We start from the raw sequence: 19,296 nt of genomic DNA, 5'->3' as shown, positions 1-19,296 counted from the left end.
CAATGTGAACAGGTTATGCGCACCTGCCGCCGCAATCAGCAATGCGCGCTTGGCGGCAAGTTGGCCCTGTACCTCGCAGAGGTCCGGGTAGGGCTTGTTCAGGCATAGCAGCCCGTTGGACGTGTAAGGCTCGATTGGCACCTGCCCATTCAGGTGCGCCACCACTTGCAGCAGATGATCCACCGCAATCACTTTCAACCCGGAGGCCAGGCAGGCCTCTTCTGCATTGGCCCGAGGCACGATCACCGTGCGCCCGGCCTGGCGCGCTGCCAGGGCTGCCGGTAACACACCCTTCACCGCTCGCACTTCGCCCGACAACGCCAACTCCCCGAGACACTCCACATCGTCGAGCATCAGCGCGGGTACCTGCACGCTGGCGGCGAGAATACCCAGGGCAATCGCCAGGTCGAAACGCCCGCCGTCCTTGGGCAGGTCGGCGGGCGCGAGGTTGAGGGTGATGCGGCGTGCGGGGTATTGCAGGGCACTGTTGAGAATGGCGCTGCGCACGCGGTCCTTGCTTTCCTTGACCGCAGTCTCTGGCAGGCCCACCAGGGTCAGCGACGGCAAGCCATTGGCCATATGCACTTCGACAGTGACGGCTGGCGCTTCGACGCCAATCTGGGCGCGGCTGTGGACAATGGCGAGGGACATGCTCGTTCCTTGAAAGGGAGGGCCGCTTGCTGCGGGTTTTTCAAGGGTAGACGAGGGCGGGAGAGGCGCCGTGCGCAGGTTTTACAGAACGTATCCAGGCGCTGAGCTTGTAGGCGCCGGCTTGCCGGCGATAGCGCCGTGTCAGGCAGGCAGCCATCGCCGGCGAGCCGGCTCCTACAGAGGCGGTTATTCCTGAGGTGGATTCAACCGCGCTTCCAGTTCCGCGACCTTCGCCTCCAGGCTCTCCAGCCGCGCACGGGTGCGGGCCAGGACTACCATCTGGCTGTCGAATTCTTCGCGGCTGACCAGGTCCAGTTTGCTGAACCCACTTTGCAGCAGCGCCTTGAACTGGCTTTCGATTTCATTGCGGGGCAGCGGGGTGTCGCCGCTGAACAGGCGAGAGGCGTGGCCGCTCAGGGCGTCGAGGAGATCTTTGGGCGCGAGCATGGGAAACATTCCGGGAAACAGTTGGCCAGCAGTGTATCACGCAGCGCCTATCGTCTTTTCCAAGTGCGCTGCGCACGCTTTTCGCGCATTGGCTTGAATACGAATGCACCGTTTTTGTGCGTATCCAGGCTGCTGCACAAGCCTATTGGTGGATGTAAGCGGGCAACGGATTGATTTCAGTGATGTTTACGGAGCTGGCAAGGTTTCTGCTTAGACGATCATGACCCATGCACTGATGCAGTCGCTGTGACGAATGCAGTGCGCTGACGGACCAGGGTACATGTTTCGTCACCAACGGTTAGCTGGCGTCGCAAAGGCAATTGCCGAGGCGACGATGCGTTACAAAGCCAGGCACTGCGCTTAGACTTGAGACGGGTTTGTTTTCCTGGGGCAAGTCCACCAATTCGGGAGAGAGTTTTCATGAAGCTAGTCACTGCCATCATCAAGCCGTTCAAGTTGGACGATGTACGCGAGTCGCTGTCCGAGATCGGCGTGCAGGGCATTACCGTCACTGAGGTCAAAGGCTTCGGTCGGCAGAAGGGTCATACCGAGCTATATCGCGGCGCGGAGTACGTAGTCGATTTCTTGCCGAAGGTGAAGATTGATGTCGCCATTGACGACAAGGATCTTGATCGGGTTATCGAAGCGATAACCAAGGCGGCCAACACCGGCAAGATCGGTGACGGCAAGATCTTCGTGGTCAATCTGGAACAGGCTATTCGCATCCGTACCGGCGAAACCGATACCGACGCAATCTAAGCCGCCAAACCCCAACGCCCCAGGAGAAAACAATATGACTCTGCGTAAATTCGCAGGGCTAGGAGCCCTGTTGTCCATCGTAATGCCCAGCCTGGCCATGGCGGCAGACGAAGTGGCGGCTCCGGTCCTCAATTCCGGCGATACCGCCTGGATGCTGACAGCCACCGCACTGGTGCTGTTCATGACCATCCCTGGCCTGGCGCTGTTCTATGGCGGCATGGTCCGTTCCAAAAACATTCTTTCCGTGATGATGCAGTGCTTCGCCATTACCGGTCTGATCAGCATCCTGTGGGTCGTCTACGGCTACAGCATTGCGTTCGACACCACCGGCATGGAGCAGGGCGTCGTCAACTTCAACTCGTTCTTCGGCGGCATGGGCAAGGCATTCCTGGCAGGTGTCACACCTTCCAGCATCACTGGCCCTGCGGCATTGTTCCCGGAAGCGGTGTTCATCACCTTCCAGATGACTTTCGCGATCATCACCCCGGCGCTGATCGTCGGTGCGTTCGCCGAGCGCATGAAGTTCTCCGCCATGCTGCTGTTCATGGCCATTTGGTTCACCCTGGTCTATGCGCCGATCGCGCACATGGTCTGGAGCGGCAACGGCGGCCTGATGTGGGACTGGGGCGTGCTGGACTTCGCGGGCGGCACCGTGGTGCACATCAACGCGGGTGTGGCGGGCCTGGTGGCGTGCATCGTGCTCGGCAAGCGCAAAGGCTACCCGACTACGCCGATGGCCCCGCACAACCTGGGCTACACCTTGATCGGCGCGGCGATGCTGTGGATCGGCTGGTTCGGCTTCAACGCCGGCTCCGCGGCAGCGGCCAACGGCACTGCCGGCATGGCGATGCTGGTGACCCAGATTGCTACCGCGGCTGCGGCACTGGGCTGGATGTTTGCCGAGTGGATCACCCACGGCAAGCCAAGCGCCCTGGGCATCGCCTCGGGTGTGGTTGCCGGCCTGGTGGCCGTTACCCCGGCCGCCGGTACCGTAGGCCCGATGGGCGCTCTGGTGATTGGCCTGGCGTCGGGTGTGATCTGCTTCTTCTGCGCCACTAGCCTCAAGCGCAAGCTGGGCTACGATGACTCCCTGGATGCCTTCGGTGTACACGGTGTTGGCGGGATTGTCGGGGCGATTCTCACCGGCGTCTTCGCGGCACCGATCCTGGGTGGATTCGGTACAGTGACCGATATTGCCGCACAGGTCTGGATCCAGGCCAAGGGCGTAGGCTTTACCGTGATCTACACCGGTATTGTGACCTTTGTGATTCTCAAGGTGCTGGACTTGACCATTGGCCTGCGTGTGACCGAGGAGGAAGAGGCGGTTGGCCTGGACCTGGCGGAACACAACGAACGTGGCTACAACTTGTAAGAGCGTATGAAAAAAACATGCCCGGCTTGCCGGGCATTTTTTTGTCTGGTATTTGCCTGTGGTGACGGCGTGTGAGAATTTTTGTGTCGAGTTTGTGATCGGATCCACACGGTACTTTTCGCTATGCGAATGTCTTACAGGCATGTAGGCGTATTCGGCACTTTGTTTTTTCCCAGAGCGCGCTAGAATGCGCGCCGATGGGCGCAGAACTGTATACGGCGACAGACCCTGATTACCCTGCGGGCCAAGCCCCGGGTCATTTCAAGGGCAGCCTATCGGGTCGCCAACTGAGTTTGCCGGTCAAGGCCGGCCACTTGGCAATGGGCACATGGCAAAGCGTTTATCTGGACGGGCAGCGTGATTATGGCGGTGCTCGTAAAGTCCTCGGCACTTTGTAGGGTGGCGGGGCATAAGCCACTGGTTATCTGGTGGACGTTGATTTTTTTCCGGCAGCCTTCGACAGATGGTGAAGCTGGGCTATAACTAATCTGCTTTTCGCAAGTCATGAGGTAGAACATGAGCGACGATGATCTGGAAAACGACGACCTCGAAGTAGGTGACGACGAAACCGAAGAAGGTCTTGAGGCGGCTGCCGAAGACGTAGCGGACGACGACGGCGGCGATGACGCACCGGCCCCGACCACCAAGGGCAAGGCCAAGGCTGCTGTGTCGGTTGACGAGTTGCCGAGCGTTGAAGCCAAGAACAAAGAGCGCGATGCGCTGGCCCGTGCGATGGAAGAGTTCCTCGCCAAGGGCGGTAAAGTGCAGGAAGTCGAAGCCAACGTGGTGGCAGATCCACCGAAAAAGCCGGATAACAAGTACGGCAGCCGGCCTATCTGAGGCCGGTTACTTGCTTGCTGAAAAAGCCCGCCGTCGCTGCGGGCTTTTTCATGCCTGAAACAAATCCCGACAATACACCGCAAAACAAATGTGGGAGCTGGCAAGCCAGCTCCCACATTAACGTGACGGTGTTACTGCCACCGGGCTAGCAGTTCCGGTAGCTCCTTCAGGCTGCGAATCTCGGCATCCGGCTGTTTTTCTGCTTCCCAAGCCTTGCCGGCCGGGTTGAACCACACCGCTCGCAACCCTGCCTGCTGTGCCCCGGCAATGTCATCACCGGGGTGATCGCCAATATGCACCGCCGCCGTGGCATCCACCCCGCCTCGCAGCAACGCTTCCTCAAACAACCGCGCATCCGGCTTGGCGATGCCGATGTCCTCGGCCCGCAGGGCAAAGTGGAAGTAATCCGCCAGGCCCACGCGCTGTACATCGGCATTGCCATTGGTGATCACCCCCAGCAGGAAGTGTTGGCGCAGGGCCAGAAGCATCGGCTCGGCTTCCGGGAACACCGTGAGCTGGTGCCGTGCGTGAATAAACGCTTCAAAACACACATCGGCCATTTCCGTGGCTTGCGGCTGTGGGTAACCGGCTTGTTCAAAGGCGAGCATCAGCACCCGGTGGCGCAGGATGCTGATCCGGTGTTTGAGCTCGGGATGACGTTGCAGCACCTGCTGGCGCAGGCTGGCGAAGTGCTCCAGGGGCAGGTCGCCGGCTTTGGGCGCATGGGTCGCCAGCCATTGGCGCATGGATGCTTCGGCGCTGATGATGACGGGAACGTTATCCCACAGGGTGTCGTCCAGGTCGAAGGTGATTAGCTTGATGCTCATGAGTCGCCGCCTTTAACGCGTTTGGCCCGTGGATGGGCGCTGTCGTACACCGTCGCCAGGTGCTGGAAGTCCAGGTGGGTGTAGATCTGGGTGGTCTTGATATCCGAGTGGCCGAGCAGTTCCTGCACGGCACGCAAGTCTTGTGACGATTCCAGCAGATGGCTGGCAAAGGAGTGCCTGAGCATGTGCGGATGCAGGTTCTGCCCCAGTTCCCGTTCGCCGGCAGCCTTGACCCGCAACTGAATGGCCCGTGGCCCCAGGCGCCGGCCTTGCTGGCTGACAAATACCGCATCGTCCGGCGGATTGCTCAAGGCCCGCAGGGGGAGCCACACCAGCAGGGCGTCACGGGCCTTTTTGCCGATGGGCAGTACGCGGGTCTTGCTGCCTTTGCCGTGCACTTGCACCAGGCCATCGGCCAGGTCCAGTTGCTCAAGGTCGAGGCTGGTCAGCTCCGACAGGCGCAGGCCCGAGGAGTAGAACAGCTCCAGGATCGCCTGGTCGCGGTGGGCCAGGAAGTCATCCTCGACCGCACCATCGAGCAATTGCAGGGTGCGGTCGGCATCCAGGGTCTTGGGCAGGCGGCGCTCACCCTTGGGCGGCGCCAGGCCGTTGGCCGGGTCGTGATCGCACAGGCCTTCGCGGTTGAGGTAGTGATAGAGGCCGCGCACCGCCGACAGCAGGCGGGCCAGGCTGCGGGAGGATTGGCCTTGCTGGTGCAGGCGAGCAATCAGGCTGCGCAGGCCCTGGATATCGAGGGCCTTCCAACTGTTGATCTGCTGCTTCTGGCAAAACCCCAGGACCTTGTTCAAGTCCCGCTGATAAGCCTCCAGCGTATGGGGAGACACCTGGCGCTCGCTGCGCAGGTGAGCGCAGTAGGCGTCCAGTTGTCGTTCCATGGCTAGCGCACCGCGCGCAGGGCAGTGGTAAAGCGCGGCAGGCTGCGGCTCAACACTTCGGCAATGTAGGTCAAAAACAGCGTGCCCACGGTGCTCTTGTAGTGCTGCGGATCACGGCTGGCGATGGCCAGGACGCCGTGCAAGCCTTGATGACTGAGGGCGACCACGGCAGTCGAGCCGATCTGCACGCGCTGGTCTTCGCCAAACAGGAAATCCAGCTCGTGCTCGCGCAGGCTGCCGCTGATGGTCTTGCCTTCCGACAGCAGGCCGCCAATGGCGGTCTGCGCCTCGCTGCCCTTGACCCAGCGCCCGACCGGCATCGGGTTGTCACTGAACAGGATCAGACTGACAAACGGCACCTGGAAGTCCTGGCGCAGGCTGTCTTCGACGGCAATGGTCAGGTCTTCCAGGCTGCCGGCATCCAGTAACGCCAGGATCAGCCGGCGGGTCTTGTCGAACAGGCGGTCGTTGTCGCGGGCCACATCCATCAACTGCGAGAGCCGATGGCGCATTTCGATGTTGCGCTCGCGCAGGATCTTCATCTGCCGCTCCACCAGGGACACGGTATCGCCGCGCTGGTGAGGGATGCGCAGGGCCGGCAGCAGCCCGTCGTGTTCGACGAAGAAGTCCGGGTTAGCCTCCAGGTAAGCGGCGACGGCCGCTGCCTCCAGGTTTTTGCAAGGAGATCCTTCGGGCTGTTTGGCGGGTGCCTGGGGCTTATCGGTCATTGGCGAGTCGCTCTCATAGACGGACCTGTCCTTCGTATACGCGGGATGCCGGGCCGGTCATCTTCACCGGTTGGCCTGGGCCTGCCCATTCGATGGACAGGCGTCCGCCGGGCAGGTCGATCAACAGTGGCGAGTCCATCCAGCCCTGGCTGATCGCGGCCACGGCGGCGGCGCAAGCGCCAGTGCCACAGGCCTGGGTCTCCCCGGCTCCGCGTTCCCACACACGCAATTGCGCACGGGAGCGGTCGATGACCTGCAGGAAACCGACGTTGACCCGTGCCGGAAAGCGCGGGTGGTGTTCGATCTTCGGCCCCAGCTCATGTACCGGCGCATTGTTGATGTCGTTGACCCGCAGTACCGCATGGGGGTTGCCCATGGACACGGCGGCGATCTCGACGACAGTGCCGTCGACCTCCAGCGGATAACTCAACGCCTGGGCATCAGCCTGGAACGGAATATCGGCCGGTACCTGGCGTGGGGCGCCCATGTCGACGCTGATCTGGCCGTCGCTGCGGATATCCAGCTCGATAATGCCGCTTTTGGTCTCGACGCGAATCTGCCGCTTGGCAGTCAGGCGCTTGTCCAGCACAAAGCGCGCGAAGCAGCGCGCGCCGTTGCCGCACTGTTCCACTTCGGAACCGTCGGAGTTGAAGATCCGGTAGCGGAAGTCCACCTCCGGGTTGCTCGGCGCCTCGACGATCAGCAGTTGATCGAAGCCAATCCCGGTATGCCGGTCACCCCACAGCTTGGCGTGCTTGGGCAGGATATGCGCGTGCTGGCTGACCAGGTCAAGGACCATGAAGTCATTGCCCAGGCCGTGCATCTTGGTAAAACGCAGCAGCATGGGATTACTCCGGCAGCAGGCTTTCGCCAGCAAACAACTCGGCTACCGTCTCGCGGCGACGCACTTCAAACGCTTGATCACCGTCCACCAACACTTCGGCGGTACGTCCGCGGGTGTTGTAGTTGGAACTCATGACAAACCCATAGGCACCGGCCGAATGCACGGCCAGCAGATCGCCTTCTTCCAGGGCCAGTTCACGGTCCTTGGCCAGGAAGTCGCCGGTTTCGCAGATCGGGCCAACGATGTCATAGGCGCGCGCTTCGCTGTCACGAGGCGTCACGGCGGTGACGTTCATCCACGCCTGGTACAGCGCCGGGCGGATCAGGTCGTTCATCGCCGCATCGACGATGGCGAAATCCTTGTATTCGGTGTGCTTGAGGTACTCGACCTGGGTCAGCAGCACGCCGGCATTGGCGACAATATAGCGGCCCGGCTCGAACATCAGCGTCAGGTCGCGGCCTTCGATGCGCTCGCGCACGGCCTGGATGTAGTCGGCAATCAGCGGTGGCTCTTCATCGCGATAACGCACGCCCACGCCACCACCGAGATCGATGTGATGCAGGTAGATGCCGCATTCGCCGAGACGGTCGATCAGGGCCAGCAGGCGGTCAAGGGCATCCAGGAACGGTGGCAGGGTGGTCAGCTGCGAGCCGATGTGACAGTCGACACCCAGCACTTCCAGGTTCGGCAGTTGGGCGGCGCGGATGTACACGTCTTCGGCGTCGGCAATGGCGATACCGAACTTGTTCTCTTTGAGACCGGTAGAAATGTACGGGTGGGTGCCAGCATCGACGTCCGGGTTGACGCGCAGGGAGATCGGCGCACGCACGCCCATCTCGGCAGCCACCCCTTGCAGGCGCTCGAGCTCGTCAGTGGATTCGATGTTGAAGCAATGCACGCCTACTTCCAGGGCACGGCGCATGTCTTCGCGGCTCTTGCCGACACCCGAGAACACGATCTTGTCAGCCTGGCCGCCAGCGGCCAGGACACGCTCCAGCTCGCCACGGGACACGATGTCAAAGCCAGCACCGAGGCGCGCCAGGACATTGAGCACGCCGAGGTTGGAGTTGGCCTTGACCGCATAGCACACCAGGTGCGGTACGCCGTCGAGCGCGTCGGTAAAGGAGCGGTACTGCGCCTGGATATGCGCTCGCGAGTACACGTAGGTCGGGGTACCGAAGCGTTCGGCAATCGCGGACAGCGCCACGCCTTCCGCGAACAGCTCGCCGTCCCGGTAGTTAAAAGCGTCCATGATGTTCCCTTAGTAGGTGTCGTGCTTGTGCGCTTTGGATTGCGACGTTTGCGCCTGTTCATTCGGATCTTTGCTGTCGTCGGGCAGGTACAGCGGGCCTTTTTGACCACAGGCACTGACGAGGCAAGCGACCGCGACGAGCGCAGCAAGGGAAGAGATCAGGCGCTTCATGGCTAAATCCTTGAATATGCATTAATTGCGCCCGAGTATACCGACCACCCGCCAGCTTGCCTATGCGCCGGGACACCCGTCCGGCGGGGCTTTGCCGAGTATCTCGTGAAGTAGACTACATCGCTCTGGGATATTTCATGCGGTGGGCGGGAATGAAATCGGTATCCTTTGCAATCATGATGGCGCCTCCGTATCGTGCGGCGCTTGAGCGTGAGTAGACACTTTTTGAGGTTCCCACCATGAGTTTGACCGAAGCCCGTTTTCACGACCTGGTCGATGCGACCCAGCAAGCGCTGGAGGATATTTTCGACGAGAGTGGCCTGGACGTGGATCTGGAAAATTCTGCCGGCGTGCTGACCGTCAAGTTCGAGAATGGCAGCCAACTGATCTTCAGCCGCCAGGAGCCGCTGCGTCAGTTGTGGTTGGCGGCGCGTTCCGGAGGTTTTCACTTCGACTATGACGAAGAAGAAAAACGCTGGTCGAACGACACCAGTGACGAGCTGCTCAGCGAAATGCTTGCACGCATCACTCTGGAACAAGCCGGCGTCGAGCTGGATTTCGACGAGATCTGATCGTGACCCAGCCCGCGCCCGCCCGTCCGCCCAAGCCGTTGTTCAGCAATGTCAGCCCGTCCGTGCCGTCACCTTGTATCAGTTTGTGTCGGCTGGATGAGCAAAAAGTCTGCCTTGGCTGCTTCCGGCACGTGGAAGACATCCGGGAATGGCGCTCCGCCGACGATCAGCGGCGCCGCGTGATCGTCGCCCAGGCCGAGCAACGCAAGGCTGGCGCCTGACCTCCAGACCGGCCCATCTTGTTTATTTGGTGTGCTGTGGTAGTGTCCGGGTACGCCTCAACTCATCGAGGTCCGTGAGAACCCCGCCGTTTACTGGCGGGGTTTTGCTTTTTTGTGCAGAAAAAAAAGGAGTCTGCCGCAATCATGACTGCACCTTCCATCATCCTCACCCGTCTCGATGTGCAACGTCTTGAGCAATTGATCGACCGTCTGGGCGACGAATTTCCTGGCGTCGAGGCGTTGCAAGCCGAACTTGACCGTGCCGAAGACTTGGTTGGCCACGATGAAGTGCCTGCCGGTGTCGTGACCATGAACTCCAGTGTCCATTGCCGTGAGCAGAGCAGCGGCAAGGACTATCACCTGACCCTGGTCTACCCCAAGGACGCGAATGCCGACGAGGGCAAGATTTCGATCCTGGCTCCGGTGGGCAGTGCGTTGCTGGGCCTGCAAGTCGGCCAGCACATCGATTGGCCGGCCCCGGGCGGCAAGACCCTCAAGCTTGAGCTGCTGAGTGTCGAAGGCCAGCCTAAAGACGGCGGCGCCTTCACGCTCTAAATCTGGTTCAAGGCCTGGTTGAGCGCCTGTTCCAACTCGGCCTTGTAGCGCAGGTACAGATTGCTCGGGCTTTGGACGTCACCGAGCAGGCCAGACAGGTCCAGATCGGTGATGTAGCAACGATAGCGCTCGGTTTCCCGACGCTGCCCGACAATCTCCTGGGCGACCACTGCAAACAGCTGGTCGCCAAATTCCAGTTCGGAAAACTCCCGTTGATTGCAGTACAGGGTAATCCCCACCTGACCTGGCGAGCCCTTGCCGATAATCGCTTGCACGTCGTAGAACGGCTTGTTGGCCGGCGTCTGGGGGGCCGGTCGTGGCTCGACCCGCCGGGCGCGGCCACCGGCCGATGGCAGCAGTTGGTAATACAGCGTCTGCACGGCCCCCAGTGGCTGTTGTGGGTCCAGCGGTGACAGGGCGTCCCGACGATAGATGATCGATTGCAGGAAGCGTTGCAAAGGCGCCAACAGGCTTTGCTCATCATGAAACGGCAGGTGCTGCCGCCAGAGGGCGTTGAATTCATCGAGCACGTAGAGCTCGGCGAAACCCTCGTTGATGCGGTAGAACACCTGCACGCACTCCGGCAGGCCCATGGGCAGCAACGCTGCCAGGTCGTGGTCCTCCAGGGCCATGGCATCCAGGTGCAATGGGCTGTAGCTGGCCAATTCTTCGCTGAGGTAATCCACCAGCGCCTGCTGGCTGGCCAGCGGCACGTGATTGGCTTGCCCCGGCGCCAGCTCCATGACGTGATAGTGCTGTTGCACCTGGATCAGGTAGCGGTGATTGAGCTGGCTGAGCATCAGGTTTTGTGCGGTGTCGAAAATCTCTTCCACACGCTGGGCAATGAACTGTGCGCGGTTGTGACAGAAACAGCGCACCCGTAGGCGCGGCAGTCGGTCGCGGGGCAGTTGGTTCAGATAGTCGCGCAGGCAGTCGAGCAGGGCGTGAGGGCCGTCGTAGCGGCTGACCATCACCTCGTTCCAGCTGTTGAGTGTCACCTGGTCCAGGGTCAGCACCAGGTTTTCCCTGACGCCTGCGTAACTCAGGGAGTCGGTGCGCTCGGTGGTCATCAGGATATTCAAGTCGCGGTGATGCTTGAGCGGGTCGACCCCCACGTTGATCAGCAGCAGCACTTCATCGGGTATAGCCGTACGCAGCAAGCGCTCCTCATCGACCGTGGCCAGGGGCAGGGCGACAGTCTGTTGCAGGCTGCCCAGCAGGTTAAACAGCTCGAATTCGCTCAAGTCGCTGCTGCCCGGGTGCAGGGCCAGGCGGGTGCTGCTGTCGATCACGCCGTTGCGATGGCACCAGGTGAGCATTTCCAGCAGGTCGCGGCTGCGTTTGATCGGCGCAAAGTGCTCCCATTCCAGGGCGGCCAGGCTGCCGTTGTACAAGCCCCAGTGAAACTGACCCGGTTCCTTGCGGTTGGGCGAATGGACCAGGGTGAGGGTATCTTCAGCCAAGTCTGGGGCAATCCCGGGGTTGATGAATTCGACTTTGCCGGCCTTGCGTTCAAAGGCGGCGTACAGGCGTCGGCCCAGCACATTGAGGTCGCGCTTGTTGATCAGGCTCACGGTTTGCTCGGTGCGCGCGAACTGGGTCAGGAAGCGATAGCTGTAGTTGAGCTCATTGACCAGGGCCCGACGCTCGGAGGCGACCTGGCGCACTTTCCACTGGCTGCGGCTATCGAGCAGGGCCAATTGCCGCGGGTCCCAGCCCCATTCATTGGCCAGGCGTTCCAGCAGCGCGCGCTGCCAACCGATGGTGCGCTGGCCGGTGGTGAGCTTGCGGTTGACCTTCAGGTACAGGCTGCGCCGCACCAGCTCCAGGCGTTCGGGTTCGTTGCGGCCGCGCAGGTATTCCTCGATGCGGCGGTAGACCACGATGTACGGGTCCAGCTCATCCAGATCCAGTTGGTTGGCGAACACTGCACGTTTGAAACGCAGGCTCAGGCACTGCACCCTGGGGTGTTCGCTGGCGTACACCTCGGTGAGCAGCAGTTTGAGCACGGATTTGTAGGGTGACTCGATACCCTTGAACAACTGCCACAAACCGGCGCCGATGAATTCTCCCGGCGGGATGTGGGCCAGATGCCCGAGATCGAGGGTTTCGTCGGCGCGGATAAAACGCTTGGAAATCAATGCGTGGGTAAATTCGGCGTAGCGCGCTTCTTCGTAGACCGGCACCAGCCACCAGATCGGTGTGCGCCCGGCCAGCCAGATGGCGGTGCGGTAGAACTCGTCGAGCAACAGATAGTGCTGGCTGGTGCCACAGTCATCCGAGCTGAGTTGGGTATCGCGCCCGCCTTGTACAAAGCGCTGTGGTTCGATCAGGAAAAAATGCGCCTCGGCCCCCATGCCCAGGGCCCAGGCCTCCAGCAGTTGGCATTTTTTGCGCAATTCGCCCAGCTCTGCCTCGTCCAGGTCGGCGGCGTGGCATACCCACAGGTCCATATCGCTCTGATCGGCCTGGGCCAGCGTGCCAAGGCTGCCCATGAGGAACAGGCCGTGGATCGGGGTTGGCGGGTTGCCGTGGCGCGGCTTGTAGGAAAACGAGCGGGTCAGGCGCTGGGCTTCGGCCAGGACTTGGGCATCTGGTTCAAAATTCGACAGCCCGGCCGGGGTACTGCCCGAAACATAGCCAGGCAACAGCGGGTGATTGACGTGGAAGAACAGTGGCAGCAGCGCCAGTACACTTTGCTGGCGCGGGGTCAGGCCTTCGACCGCGCGGGCCATGCGGCCTGCATTGAGGCTCAGGAAGCGCGCGCGCAGTTGGGCCAGTACCTTGCGGTCAATGCCTTCATCCAAGTCAGGGCGGATTTCATGGGTACTGGTCATGGCAACTCAATGGCCCGCAGTGCCCGGCGTGGGCAGCTGTGTAGGAGTTTACAGACAGAATCGTAGGAGGCTTAAGGGGAATTTGTTTTTGACGTCAGAATTTTATCGCGCACGCAGGAATGCCCGCGGAATCCATGAGCAGAGGATTCCGTGGGCGATACGCAGTGTCAGGCGGCTTCTTTGGTGGTGGCGGTGGTCAGAATAGTCAGCAAGGTTTGCGCTTGCTCTGCTGCGTCACGGCCCAGACTGGTCAGGTAGCCGCCATCTGGCTGGTCGATCAGTTTTTTGTCGAACAGGCGCTTGGCAGCGGCGATGGCAGTAGGAGCGGCGGTCTGGTGGACTTTCAGACCTTCATGGGTGCTATCCAGGGGGAAAAGTACAAGGATTTCCAGTTCGGCAACCAACTCAGGGGTATACGACATAAGGACTCCAGACGTTCTAGGAATTGTTAGACGCTAGCAGCCCCTAAGGTGAACGTACTTGGGCGAACTGTCCAGTGTGCAGGCGCGAGCGTGCTCGCGAAAAGCGTTAACGTTGACGCGGGACAGTTGGATAAACGTGGCGCGCTCAGGTTTTTCGCGAGCAAGCGTGCTCCTGCAAGCAGGGTCACTGGTTTTCGGGCGGCAGCTCTGGCAGTGCGCGCAGGGCGGTTTCATACCACTGGGTATTGAACGGCCGGTCTTCTTCCAGCATCGCGTCGATTTCCACGGCCAGCACGTGGGCCATCAGGTTCAGGATGTCTTCACGCTCGTAACCCACCAGGGTCAGTTTGTTGAACGTGGCCTTGGCTGCTGGTGGGTTGTCGCTTTCGATCTGGTTTTCGATCGCTTGGGTCAAGGTGGATTCGGCGAACTCTTCTTCGTCGTTGTCGATATCGGTTGGCTCGCTCATGGCAGCCTCCTGTCAGGAAAGGGCGCCAGTCTACCCCCATTCACCCAGGTGATGCTGCTGGCCAGGCCGTGCATCACGTTCTATAACCTACCCAGCCAACCCCTGCACGGCCTGGAGGCTTTGTGATGCTCAAGCTCTACGGATTTTCGGTCAGTAACTACTACAACATGGTCAAGCTGGCGCTCCTGGAGAAGGGCCTGCCCTTCGAGGAAGTGCCGTTTTATGCTGGGCAAACCCCCGAAGCCCTGGCAGTAAGTCCGCGGGGCAAGGTGCCGGTGCTGAAGGTTGAAAAAGGGTTTATCAACGAAACCAGCGTAATTCTGGAGTACCTCGAACAGACACAGTCAGGCCCGTCCCTACTGCCAGGTGAGGCGTTCCAGCGCGCCCAGGTGTTGGCGTTGTGCCGGGAAATCGAGCTGTACATCGAACTGCCGGCCCGGACGTGTTATCCCGAGGCGTTCTTTGGCATGTCGGTACCGCAGGTGATCAAGGACAAGGCCAAGGCCGAGTTGCTGTTGGGAATTGCGGCGCTGGGCCGGCACGGCAAGTTTGCGCCGTATGTGGCGGGGGAGAGTTTTACGCTTGCCGATCTCTACTTCATGTACAGCGTGAATGTCGCCAGTGCCGTAGGCGAGAAGCTGTTTGGCATGGATCTGTTGCTGGAGCTGCCGGCGGCCAAGGTGTTGTTGGCGCGACTGCATGCAATGCCCAACGCCCAGAAGGTAGCAGCGGACAGGGACGCTGCAATGCCGGCGTTCATGGCGATGATCGCGGGCAAAAAATGACCCTGTAGGAGCCGGCTTGCCGGCGATGAGGCCTTTGAATCAGGGGTGACCTTTCGGGCGCCATCGCCGGCAAGCCGGCTCCTGCAGGGGTTCTTTAGCGGCTGGCGAGCAGAGCCTGGCCGCGCGCGGCTGCCGCCTTGACCTGGGCCGGTGCGGTGCCGCCGATGTGGTTGCGGGCATTCACCGAACCTTCCAGGGTCAGTACTGCAAACACGTCCTGCTCTATCTGGTCGCTGAACTGGCGCAGTTCTTCCAGGCTCATTTCTGCCAGGTCCTTGCCGGTGTCCACGCCGTATTTCACGGCATGTCCGACGATTTCATGGCAGTCACGGAACGGCAGGCCCCGGCGCACCAGGTAGTCCGCCAGGTCGGTGGCGGTAGAGAAACCGCGCAGGGCCGCTTCACGCATGACCGCGTGCTTGGGCTTGATCGCCGGGATCATGTCGGCAAACGCGCGCAGCGAGTCGCGTAGGGTGTCGGCGGCGTCGAACAGCGGTTCCTTGTCTTCCTGATTGTCCTTGTTGTAGGCCAGGGGTTGGCCTTTCATCAGCGTCAACAGGCCCATCAGCGCGCCGAATACACGGCCACTTTTACCGCGCACCAGCTCCGGTACGTCGGGGTTTTTCTTTTGCGGCATGATCGAGCTGCCGGTGCAGAAGCGATCCGGCAGGTCGATGAATTGGAACTGCGCGCTGGTCCACAACACCAGTTCTTCGGAGAAACGCGACAGGTGCATCATCGCAATACTGGCCGCTGCACAGAACTCGATGGCGAAGTCACGATCCGACACGCCGTCCAGGGAGTTGCCACCCACGGCGTCGAAACCCAGCAGTTGCGCGGTGTATTCGCGGTCGATCGGGTACGTCGTACCGGCCAATGCGGCGCTGCCCAGGGGCATGCGGTTGGCGCGCTTGCGGCAGTCGACCAGGCGTTCGTAGTCGCGGCTGAGCATTTCGAACCAAGCCAGCAGATGGTGGCCGAAGGTCACGGGCTGCGCGGTCTGCAGGTGGGTGAAACCCGGCATGATGGTGCCCGATTCACGTTCGGCCTGCTCCAGCAGGCCTTTTTGCAGGCGGGTAATTTCGCCCAGGATCAGGTCGATTTCATCACGCAGCCACAGGCGGATATCGGTGGCCACCTGGTCGTTGCGGCTACGTCCGGTGTGCAGCTTCTTGCCGGTCACGCCGATGCGGTCGGTAAGTCGCGCCTCGATATTCATGTGCACGTCTTCAAGGTCCACGCGCCAGTCGAAGGTACCCGCCTCGATTTCGCCACGGATGGTGGTCAGGCCATCGATGATGCTGTCGCGCTCGGCATCGGTCAGCACGCCGACCTTGGCCAGCATGGTGGCGTGGGCGATGGAGCCCATGATGTCGTGGCGATAGAGGCGCTGGTCGAAATTGACGGAGGCGGTGAAGCGCGCGACGAAGGCGTCGACGGGCTCACTGAAGCGGCCGCCCCAGGACTGGTTGGTCTTGTCGGTGCTCATGGATTCGCTCGTGATCTGCTTAAAAGAGGGCATGAAATGTGCCGTCGATAATAACAGGGTTGCCCGTAGAGGCGTTGATACGCCGTGCTGGCATTTTTATTTGTTTGATGGGTGGCAAAGTGCCTTGCCGTTGGCCGCGTCCGGGATGAGACTGGGGGCAGGAGTGAAAGAGGGGGTTTAAACCGCCCGGCTCCTGAGGTAAACAAAGGGTGGTTATAGAAACGATATTTGACGATTGAGCAATGTCGCCTTCGTGAGCGTCTACAGTTGCACTGACAGGGGTGCAGTGCACCAATGCCAGGCGATGAGGTCGAACTCCAGGCTAACCTTAAAGTAGAGGGGGTGTTCATATTGTGTATCAGCAAACCCTATGACGATGCCCTGCGGTATCGGGTTTTGGGCGGTATTGAACAGGTCCGGGTAAATATTGGTGTCGCTGTCGGGGCACTTTTTGCCGCTCACGCTAGTCTTAGCGTGGATCGCCGTGACGGAAGTCACCGCACCTGTCTACGCTATCCTTGTGCGAGACTCACGCAGGAATCCAGCGCAATATGAATGTCCTGATCGTTGATGACGAATCCCAAGCCCGCGAGCGACTGAGCCGTATGGTCAGTGAGCTCGAGGGATACACTACCCTTGAACCGAGCGCGTCCAGTGGCGACGAGGCGTTGGCCTTGATCGACAGCCTGAAGCCGGACGTGGTGCTCCTCGATATCCGCATGCCAGGCCTTGATGGCTTGCAGGTCGCCGCCCGCTTGAGCGAGCGTGAGTCGCCGCCTGCGCTGGTGTTGTGCGCAACCGATGAGGAGTTTTCCTCCCAGGCTCTGGAGGCCAGCGGTGTCAGCTACCTGACCAAGCCGGTATCCGCCGATGCGGTGCTCAAGGCCTTGAAAAAGGCTGAGCGACCCAATCGGGTGCAGCTAGCCGCTCTGACCCAGCCCGCAGCGCAAAGTGGCAACGGCCCCCGCAGCCATATCAGCGCCAGGACCCGCAAGGGTATCGAGCTGATTCCCGTGGACCAGGTGATTTATTTTATTGCCGATCACAAGTACGTGACCTTGCGTCATGAGCACGGTGAAGTGCTGCTCGATGAGCCACTCAAGGCCCTGGAAGACGAATTTGGCGAGCGCTTCGTGCGTATCCACCGCAACGCGCTGGTGGCCCGCGAACGCATCGAGCGTTTGCAGCGCACGCCCCTGGGGCATTTCCAGTTGTTCCTCAAAGGGCTCAACGGCGACGCGTTGATCGTCAGCCGGCGCCATGTTGCAGGCGTGCGCAAAATGATGCAGCAGCTTTAGTTCGAGGGCTCTAGCGACCTGCATGCCCCCAATCCCGGTGCGAAGCGGCCAGGGAGGCCCCGCACTTGCTGATTCAAATCAAGGCGATTGTGCCTGAGCTGTTATTATCTGCCGTATCTATTCAGTACGGATTGATCCATGTCCTCTCGCGAAATCCGCATCGCCACCCGTAAAAGCGCCCTGGCCTTGTGGCAGGCCGAATACGTCAAAGCCCGCCTTGAGCAAGCCCACCCGGGGCTCACGGTGTCCCTGGTACCCATGGTCAGTCGTGGCGACAAGCTGCTTGACTCGCCGCTGTCGAAAATCGGTGGCAAGGGCCTGTTCGTCAAGGAGTTGGAAACCGCTCTGCTGGAGAACGAAGCCGACATCGCCGTGCACTCGATGAAAGACGTGCCGATGGACTTTCCCGAAGGCTTGGGCTTGTACTGCATCTGCGAGCGTGAAGACCCGCGCGATGCCTTCGTGTCCAATACCTACGCTTCCCTGGATGAGCTACCGCAGGGCAGCATCGTCGGCACATCCAGCCTGCGTCGACAGGCCCAGTTGCTGACCCGTCGTCCGGACCTGCAGATCCGCTTCCTGCGGGGCAACGTCAACACCCGCCTGGCCAAGCTGGATGCCGGCGAGTACGACGCGATCATCCTGGCGGCGGCCGGCCTGATCCGCCTGGGTTTTGAAGATCGCATCACCTCGGCCATCAGCGTCGAAGACAGCCTGCCAGCCGGTGGCCAAGGTGCAGTCGGTATCGAATGCCGCACCGCAGACCTGCAAATCCAGGCGCTGCTCAAGCCCCTCGACCACCCGCAAACCGAAATTCGCGTCACCGCCGAACGCGCCCTGAACAAGCACCTTAACGGTGGCTGCCAGGTGCCGATTGCCTGTTACGCGGTACTTGAGGGTGACAACCTCTGGTTGCGTGGCCTGGTGGGTGATCCTGACGGCGGCTTGCTGCTTACTGCGCAAATCCGCGGGCCGCAAACCGAGGCCGCGAGCCTGGGCGTAAAGGTAGCCGAGGAACTCCTGGCAAAAGGCGCCGGTACCATTTTGCAAAAAGTCTATGGCGAGGCCGGTCCGCAGTGACCGGCTGGCGTGTGCTGCTGACGCGGCCTGCCGAGGACGCGGCAGCCTTGGCGGCCTCGTTGTCCGAAGCCGGTATTTTCAGCAGCAGCCTGCCGTTGCTGGAAACCGAACCCTTGCCCGTCACTGCCCAACACCTGGCGGTTTTCCAGGGCCTTGATCGCTATTGTGCGGTGATTGTCGTGAGCAAGCCGGCTGCGCGTCAGGCACTGCAACTGCTCGACCGGTATGCGCCTGCGGTGCCAACCTTGCCGTGGTTCAGCGTCGGTGCGGCTACGGCCCGGGTCCTGGCCGACCATGGCCTGGACGTGAGTTACCCCGCGCTTGGGGATGACAGCGAAGCCTTGCTTGAATTGCCCAGGTTGCGCGAGGCTGTCGCCGTTGAAGGTGCGCGTGTATTGATCCTGCGTGGGCAGGGTGGGCGGGAGTGGCTGGCTGAGCGTTTATGCGGCCAAGGTGCTAGTGTCGATTACCTGGAGTTGTATCGCCGGTTCCTGCCGGCCTATGACCCGGATGTGCTCGCCCAGCGCATTGATGTGGAACGCTTGAACGGCCTGGTGGTCAGCAGTGGGCAGGGTTTTTTGCATCTGCAAGGCCTCGCCGGTGCCGATTGGCTACGCGTGGCACAGTTGCCGTTGTTCGTGCCCAGCCCACGAGTTGCCGAAATGGCGCGGGCTGCGGGCGCGGAAAAAGTTGTGGATTGCCGTGGTGCCAGTGCCGCGGCTTTGCTAGTGGCGTTACGGAGCCAGCCCGTCCCCACTCTCTAATAACGCAAAGGATGGAC

General features: G+C 61.0%; 22 protein-coding genes and 1 pseudogene. 11 read left to right on the top strand and 12 right to left on the bottom strand.

All coding sequences use genetic code 11. The features are described 5' to 3' along the window. Positions 1 to 9 precede the first annotated feature (9 nt). A pseudogene (locus HZ99_RS16410) lies at positions 10 to 651 on the bottom strand (magnesium chelatase domain-containing protein); the annotation flags it as partial. 186 nt (positions 652 to 837) lie between these two features. Next, entirely contained in the window at positions 838 to 1,098 is a 261-nt protein-coding gene (locus HZ99_RS16405) for an accessory factor UbiK family protein (protein WP_038444442.1), read from the bottom strand. Between the two features lie 420 nt (positions 1,099 to 1,518). Here HZ99_RS16405 and glnK point away from each other — a divergent pair, with 420 nt between their 5' ends. From glnK to sutA, 4 genes are all read left to right on the top strand, one after another. After that, positions 1,519 to 1,857 carry a P-II family nitrogen regulator gene (glnK, locus tag HZ99_RS16400; RefSeq protein ID WP_002555808.1) on the top strand — a complete coding sequence of 113 codons (339 nt, stop codon included), beginning with the start codon at positions 1,519 to 1,521 and terminating at the stop codon, positions 1,855 to 1,857. Positions 1,858 to 1,891: 34 nt separating this feature from the next. Then, positions 1,892 to 3,229, top strand: a complete 1,338-nt coding sequence (locus HZ99_RS16395) for an ammonium transporter (protein WP_029289659.1) — start codon at positions 1,892 to 1,894, stop codon at positions 3,227 to 3,229. A gap of 197 nt (positions 3,230 to 3,426) precedes the next feature. Beyond that, positions 3,427 to 3,627: a YjbQ family protein gene (locus HZ99_RS16390; RefSeq protein ID WP_038444439.1), complete on the top strand. Its 201-nt coding sequence runs from the start codon at positions 3,427 to 3,429 to the stop codon at positions 3,625 to 3,627. Positions 3,628 to 3,745: 118 nt separating this feature from the next. Continuing rightward, a complete protein-coding gene (gene sutA, locus HZ99_RS16385) occupies positions 3,746 to 4,069 on the top strand; it encodes a transcriptional regulator SutA (protein WP_038444437.1) in 324 nt (107 codons plus the stop codon). Positions 4,070 to 4,200: 131 nt separating this feature from the next. Here the strand turns inward: sutA and HZ99_RS16380 are convergent, their stop codons facing one another. The 6 genes from HZ99_RS16380 to lptM are packed head-to-tail and all read right to left on the bottom strand — an operon-like array spanning position 4,201 to position 8,787. Further along, positions 4,201 to 4,896, bottom strand: coding sequence for an HAD family hydrolase (locus HZ99_RS16380; RefSeq protein ID WP_038444435.1), 696 nt, complete (start codon positions 4,894 to 4,896; stop codon positions 4,201 to 4,203). Next, positions 4,893 to 5,792 carry a tyrosine recombinase XerC gene (xerC, locus tag HZ99_RS16375; RefSeq protein ID WP_038444433.1) on the bottom strand — a complete coding sequence of 300 codons (900 nt, stop codon included), beginning with the start codon at positions 5,790 to 5,792 and terminating at the stop codon, positions 4,893 to 4,895. Before xerC ends, HZ99_RS16380 begins: the two co-directional genes overlap by 4 nt. A 2-nt stretch (positions 5,793 to 5,794) precedes the next feature. Continuing rightward, positions 5,795 to 6,520: a DUF484 family protein gene (locus HZ99_RS16370; RefSeq protein ID WP_038444431.1), complete on the bottom strand. Its 726-nt coding sequence runs from the start codon at positions 6,518 to 6,520 to the stop codon at positions 5,795 to 5,797. Between the two features lie 13 nt (positions 6,521 to 6,533). Further along, a complete protein-coding gene (gene dapF, locus HZ99_RS16365) occupies positions 6,534 to 7,364 on the bottom strand; it encodes a diaminopimelate epimerase (protein ID WP_038444430.1) in 831 nt (276 codons plus the stop codon). Between the two features lie 4 nt (positions 7,365 to 7,368). After that, positions 7,369 to 8,616, bottom strand: a complete 1,248-nt coding sequence (lysA, locus tag HZ99_RS16360; protein WP_038444428.1) for a diaminopimelate decarboxylase — start codon at positions 8,614 to 8,616, stop codon at positions 7,369 to 7,371. 9 nt (positions 8,617 to 8,625) lie between these two features. After that, complete coding sequence (gene lptM, locus HZ99_RS27890) at positions 8,626 to 8,787, bottom strand: LPS translocon maturation chaperone LptM (RefSeq protein ID WP_038444426.1); 162 nt, start codon at positions 8,785 to 8,787, stop codon at positions 8,626 to 8,628. A 239-nt stretch (positions 8,788 to 9,026) separates the two neighbouring features. Here lptM and cyaY point away from each other — a divergent pair, with 239 nt between their 5' ends. The 3 genes from cyaY (at position 9,027) to rnk (ending at position 10,135) form a co-directional block, all read left to right on the top strand. Continuing rightward, positions 9,027 to 9,359: an iron donor protein CyaY gene (gene cyaY, locus HZ99_RS16350; protein ID WP_038444425.1), complete on the top strand. Its 333-nt coding sequence runs from the start codon at positions 9,027 to 9,029 to the stop codon at positions 9,357 to 9,359. Between the two features lie 2 nt (positions 9,360 to 9,361). After that, complete coding sequence (locus HZ99_RS16345; protein ID WP_038444423.1) at positions 9,362 to 9,580, top strand: DUF1289 domain-containing protein; 219 nt, start codon at positions 9,362 to 9,364, stop codon at positions 9,578 to 9,580. A gap of 144 nt (positions 9,581 to 9,724) precedes the next feature. Continuing rightward, positions 9,725 to 10,135 carry a nucleoside diphosphate kinase regulator gene (gene rnk / locus HZ99_RS16340; protein ID WP_029289638.1) on the top strand — a complete coding sequence of 137 codons (411 nt, stop codon included), beginning with the start codon at positions 9,725 to 9,727 and terminating at the stop codon, positions 10,133 to 10,135. Here the strand turns inward: rnk and HZ99_RS16335 are convergent. From HZ99_RS16335 to HZ99_RS16325, 3 genes are all read right to left on the bottom strand, one after another. Next, positions 10,132 to 12,972, bottom strand: a complete 2,841-nt coding sequence (locus tag HZ99_RS16335; RefSeq protein ID WP_038444421.1) for a class I adenylate cyclase — start codon at positions 12,970 to 12,972, stop codon at positions 10,132 to 10,134. The genes rnk and HZ99_RS16335 overlap by 4 nt on opposite strands. Before the next feature lie 167 nt (positions 12,973 to 13,139). Further along, positions 13,140 to 13,394, bottom strand: a complete 255-nt coding sequence (locus tag HZ99_RS16330) for a TIGR02647 family protein (protein ID WP_029289634.1) — start codon at positions 13,392 to 13,394, stop codon at positions 13,140 to 13,142. A 184-nt stretch (positions 13,395 to 13,578) separates the two neighbouring features. Continuing rightward, positions 13,579 to 13,863, bottom strand: a complete 285-nt coding sequence (locus tag HZ99_RS16325) for a hypothetical protein (RefSeq protein ID WP_038444419.1) — start codon at positions 13,861 to 13,863, stop codon at positions 13,579 to 13,581. Between the two features lie 125 nt (positions 13,864 to 13,988). Here HZ99_RS16325 and HZ99_RS16320 point away from each other — a divergent pair, with 125 nt between their 5' ends. Next, positions 13,989 to 14,648, top strand: a complete 660-nt coding sequence (locus HZ99_RS16320; RefSeq protein WP_038444418.1) for a glutathione S-transferase family protein — start codon at positions 13,989 to 13,991, stop codon at positions 14,646 to 14,648. 94 nt (positions 14,649 to 14,742) lie between these two features. Here the strand turns inward: HZ99_RS16320 and argH are convergent, their stop codons facing one another. Further along, the gene (gene argH, locus HZ99_RS16315; protein ID WP_038444416.1) at positions 14,743 to 16,137 is read right to left on the bottom strand and encodes an argininosuccinate lyase; all 1,395 of its coding nucleotides are present in this window, start codon (positions 16,135 to 16,137) and stop codon (positions 14,743 to 14,745) included. A 551-nt stretch (positions 16,138 to 16,688) separates the two neighbouring features. On the opposite strand from argH, the gene HZ99_RS16305 reads away from it, so the two are divergent. The 3 genes from HZ99_RS16305 (at position 16,689) to HZ99_RS16295 (ending at position 19,279) form a co-directional block, all read left to right on the top strand. Next, complete coding sequence (locus HZ99_RS16305) at positions 16,689 to 17,435, top strand: LytR/AlgR family response regulator transcription factor (RefSeq protein WP_038444414.1); 747 nt, start codon at positions 16,689 to 16,691, stop codon at positions 17,433 to 17,435. Between the two features lie 138 nt (positions 17,436 to 17,573). Then, positions 17,574 to 18,515, top strand: coding sequence for a hydroxymethylbilane synthase (gene hemC, locus HZ99_RS16300; protein WP_038444412.1), 942 nt, complete (start codon positions 17,574 to 17,576; stop codon positions 18,513 to 18,515). After that, complete coding sequence (locus HZ99_RS16295) at positions 18,512 to 19,279, top strand: uroporphyrinogen-III synthase (protein WP_038444411.1); 768 nt, start codon at positions 18,512 to 18,514, stop codon at positions 19,277 to 19,279. The genes hemC and HZ99_RS16295 overlap by 4 nt, the downstream gene beginning before the upstream one ends. Positions 19,280 to 19,296: the final 17 nt, after the last annotated feature.

This window comes from Pseudomonas fluorescens (assembly GCF_000730425.1).
GTDB classification, from domain to species: Bacteria; Pseudomonadota; Gammaproteobacteria; order Pseudomonadales; family Pseudomonadaceae; genus Aquipseudomonas; species Aquipseudomonas fluorescens_X.
The sequence above is the reverse complement of the archived record's forward strand: the minus strand, read 5'-3'. Positions and strand labels throughout refer to the sequence as shown.

What these genes read in the sequence shown, in the direction of transcription:
- HZ99_RS16405 (WP_038444442.1), bottom strand. Translation starts at nt 1,098, where the DNA reads ATGCTCGCGCCCAAAGATCTCCTCGACGCCCTGAGCGGCCACGCCTCT.
- glnK (WP_002555808.1), top strand. Translation starts at nt 1,519, where the DNA reads ATGAAGCTAGTCACTGCCATCATCAAGCCGTTCAAGTTGGACGATGTA.
- HZ99_RS16395 (WP_029289659.1), top strand. Translation starts at nt 1,892, where the DNA reads ATGACTCTGCGTAAATTCGCAGGGCTAGGAGCCCTGTTGTCCATCGTA.
- HZ99_RS16390 (WP_038444439.1), top strand. Translation starts at nt 3,427, where the DNA reads ATGGGCGCAGAACTGTATACGGCGACAGACCCTGATTACCCTGCGGGC.
- sutA (WP_038444437.1), top strand. Translation starts at nt 3,746, where the DNA reads ATGAGCGACGATGATCTGGAAAACGACGACCTCGAAGTAGGTGACGAC.
- HZ99_RS16380 (WP_038444435.1), bottom strand. Translation starts at nt 4,896, where the DNA reads ATGAGCATCAAGCTAATCACCTTCGACCTGGACGACACCCTGTGGGAT.
- xerC (WP_038444433.1), bottom strand. Translation starts at nt 5,792, where the DNA reads ATGGAACGACAACTGGACGCCTACTGCGCTCACCTGCGCAGCGAGCGC.
- HZ99_RS16370 (WP_038444431.1), bottom strand. Translation starts at nt 6,520, where the DNA reads ATGACCGATAAGCCCCAGGCACCCGCCAAACAGCCCGAAGGATCTCCT.
- dapF (WP_038444430.1), bottom strand. Translation starts at nt 7,364, where the DNA reads ATGCTGCTGCGTTTTACCAAGATGCACGGCCTGGGCAATGACTTCATG.
- lysA (WP_038444428.1), bottom strand. Translation starts at nt 8,616, where the DNA reads ATGGACGCTTTTAACTACCGGGACGGCGAGCTGTTCGCGGAAGGCGTG.
- lptM (WP_038444426.1), bottom strand. Translation starts at nt 8,787, where the DNA reads ATGAAGCGCCTGATCTCTTCCCTTGCTGCGCTCGTCGCGGTCGCTTGC.
- cyaY (WP_038444425.1), top strand. Translation starts at nt 9,027, where the DNA reads ATGAGTTTGACCGAAGCCCGTTTTCACGACCTGGTCGATGCGACCCAG.
- rnk (WP_029289638.1), top strand. Translation starts at nt 9,725, where the DNA reads ATGACTGCACCTTCCATCATCCTCACCCGTCTCGATGTGCAACGTCTT.
- HZ99_RS16335 (WP_038444421.1), bottom strand. Translation starts at nt 12,972, where the DNA reads ATGACCAGTACCCATGAAATCCGCCCTGACTTGGATGAAGGCATTGAC.
- HZ99_RS16330 (WP_029289634.1), bottom strand. Translation starts at nt 13,394, where the DNA reads ATGTCGTATACCCCTGAGTTGGTTGCCGAACTGGAAATCCTTGTACTT.
- HZ99_RS16325 (WP_038444419.1), bottom strand. Translation starts at nt 13,863, where the DNA reads ATGAGCGAGCCAACCGATATCGACAACGACGAAGAAGAGTTCGCCGAA.
- HZ99_RS16320 (WP_038444418.1), top strand. Translation starts at nt 13,989, where the DNA reads ATGCTCAAGCTCTACGGATTTTCGGTCAGTAACTACTACAACATGGTC.
- argH (WP_038444416.1), bottom strand. Translation starts at nt 16,137, where the DNA reads ATGAGCACCGACAAGACCAACCAGTCCTGGGGCGGCCGCTTCAGTGAG.
- HZ99_RS16305 (WP_038444414.1), top strand. Translation starts at nt 16,689, where the DNA reads ATGAATGTCCTGATCGTTGATGACGAATCCCAAGCCCGCGAGCGACTG.
- hemC (WP_038444412.1), top strand. Translation starts at nt 17,574, where the DNA reads ATGTCCTCTCGCGAAATCCGCATCGCCACCCGTAAAAGCGCCCTGGCC.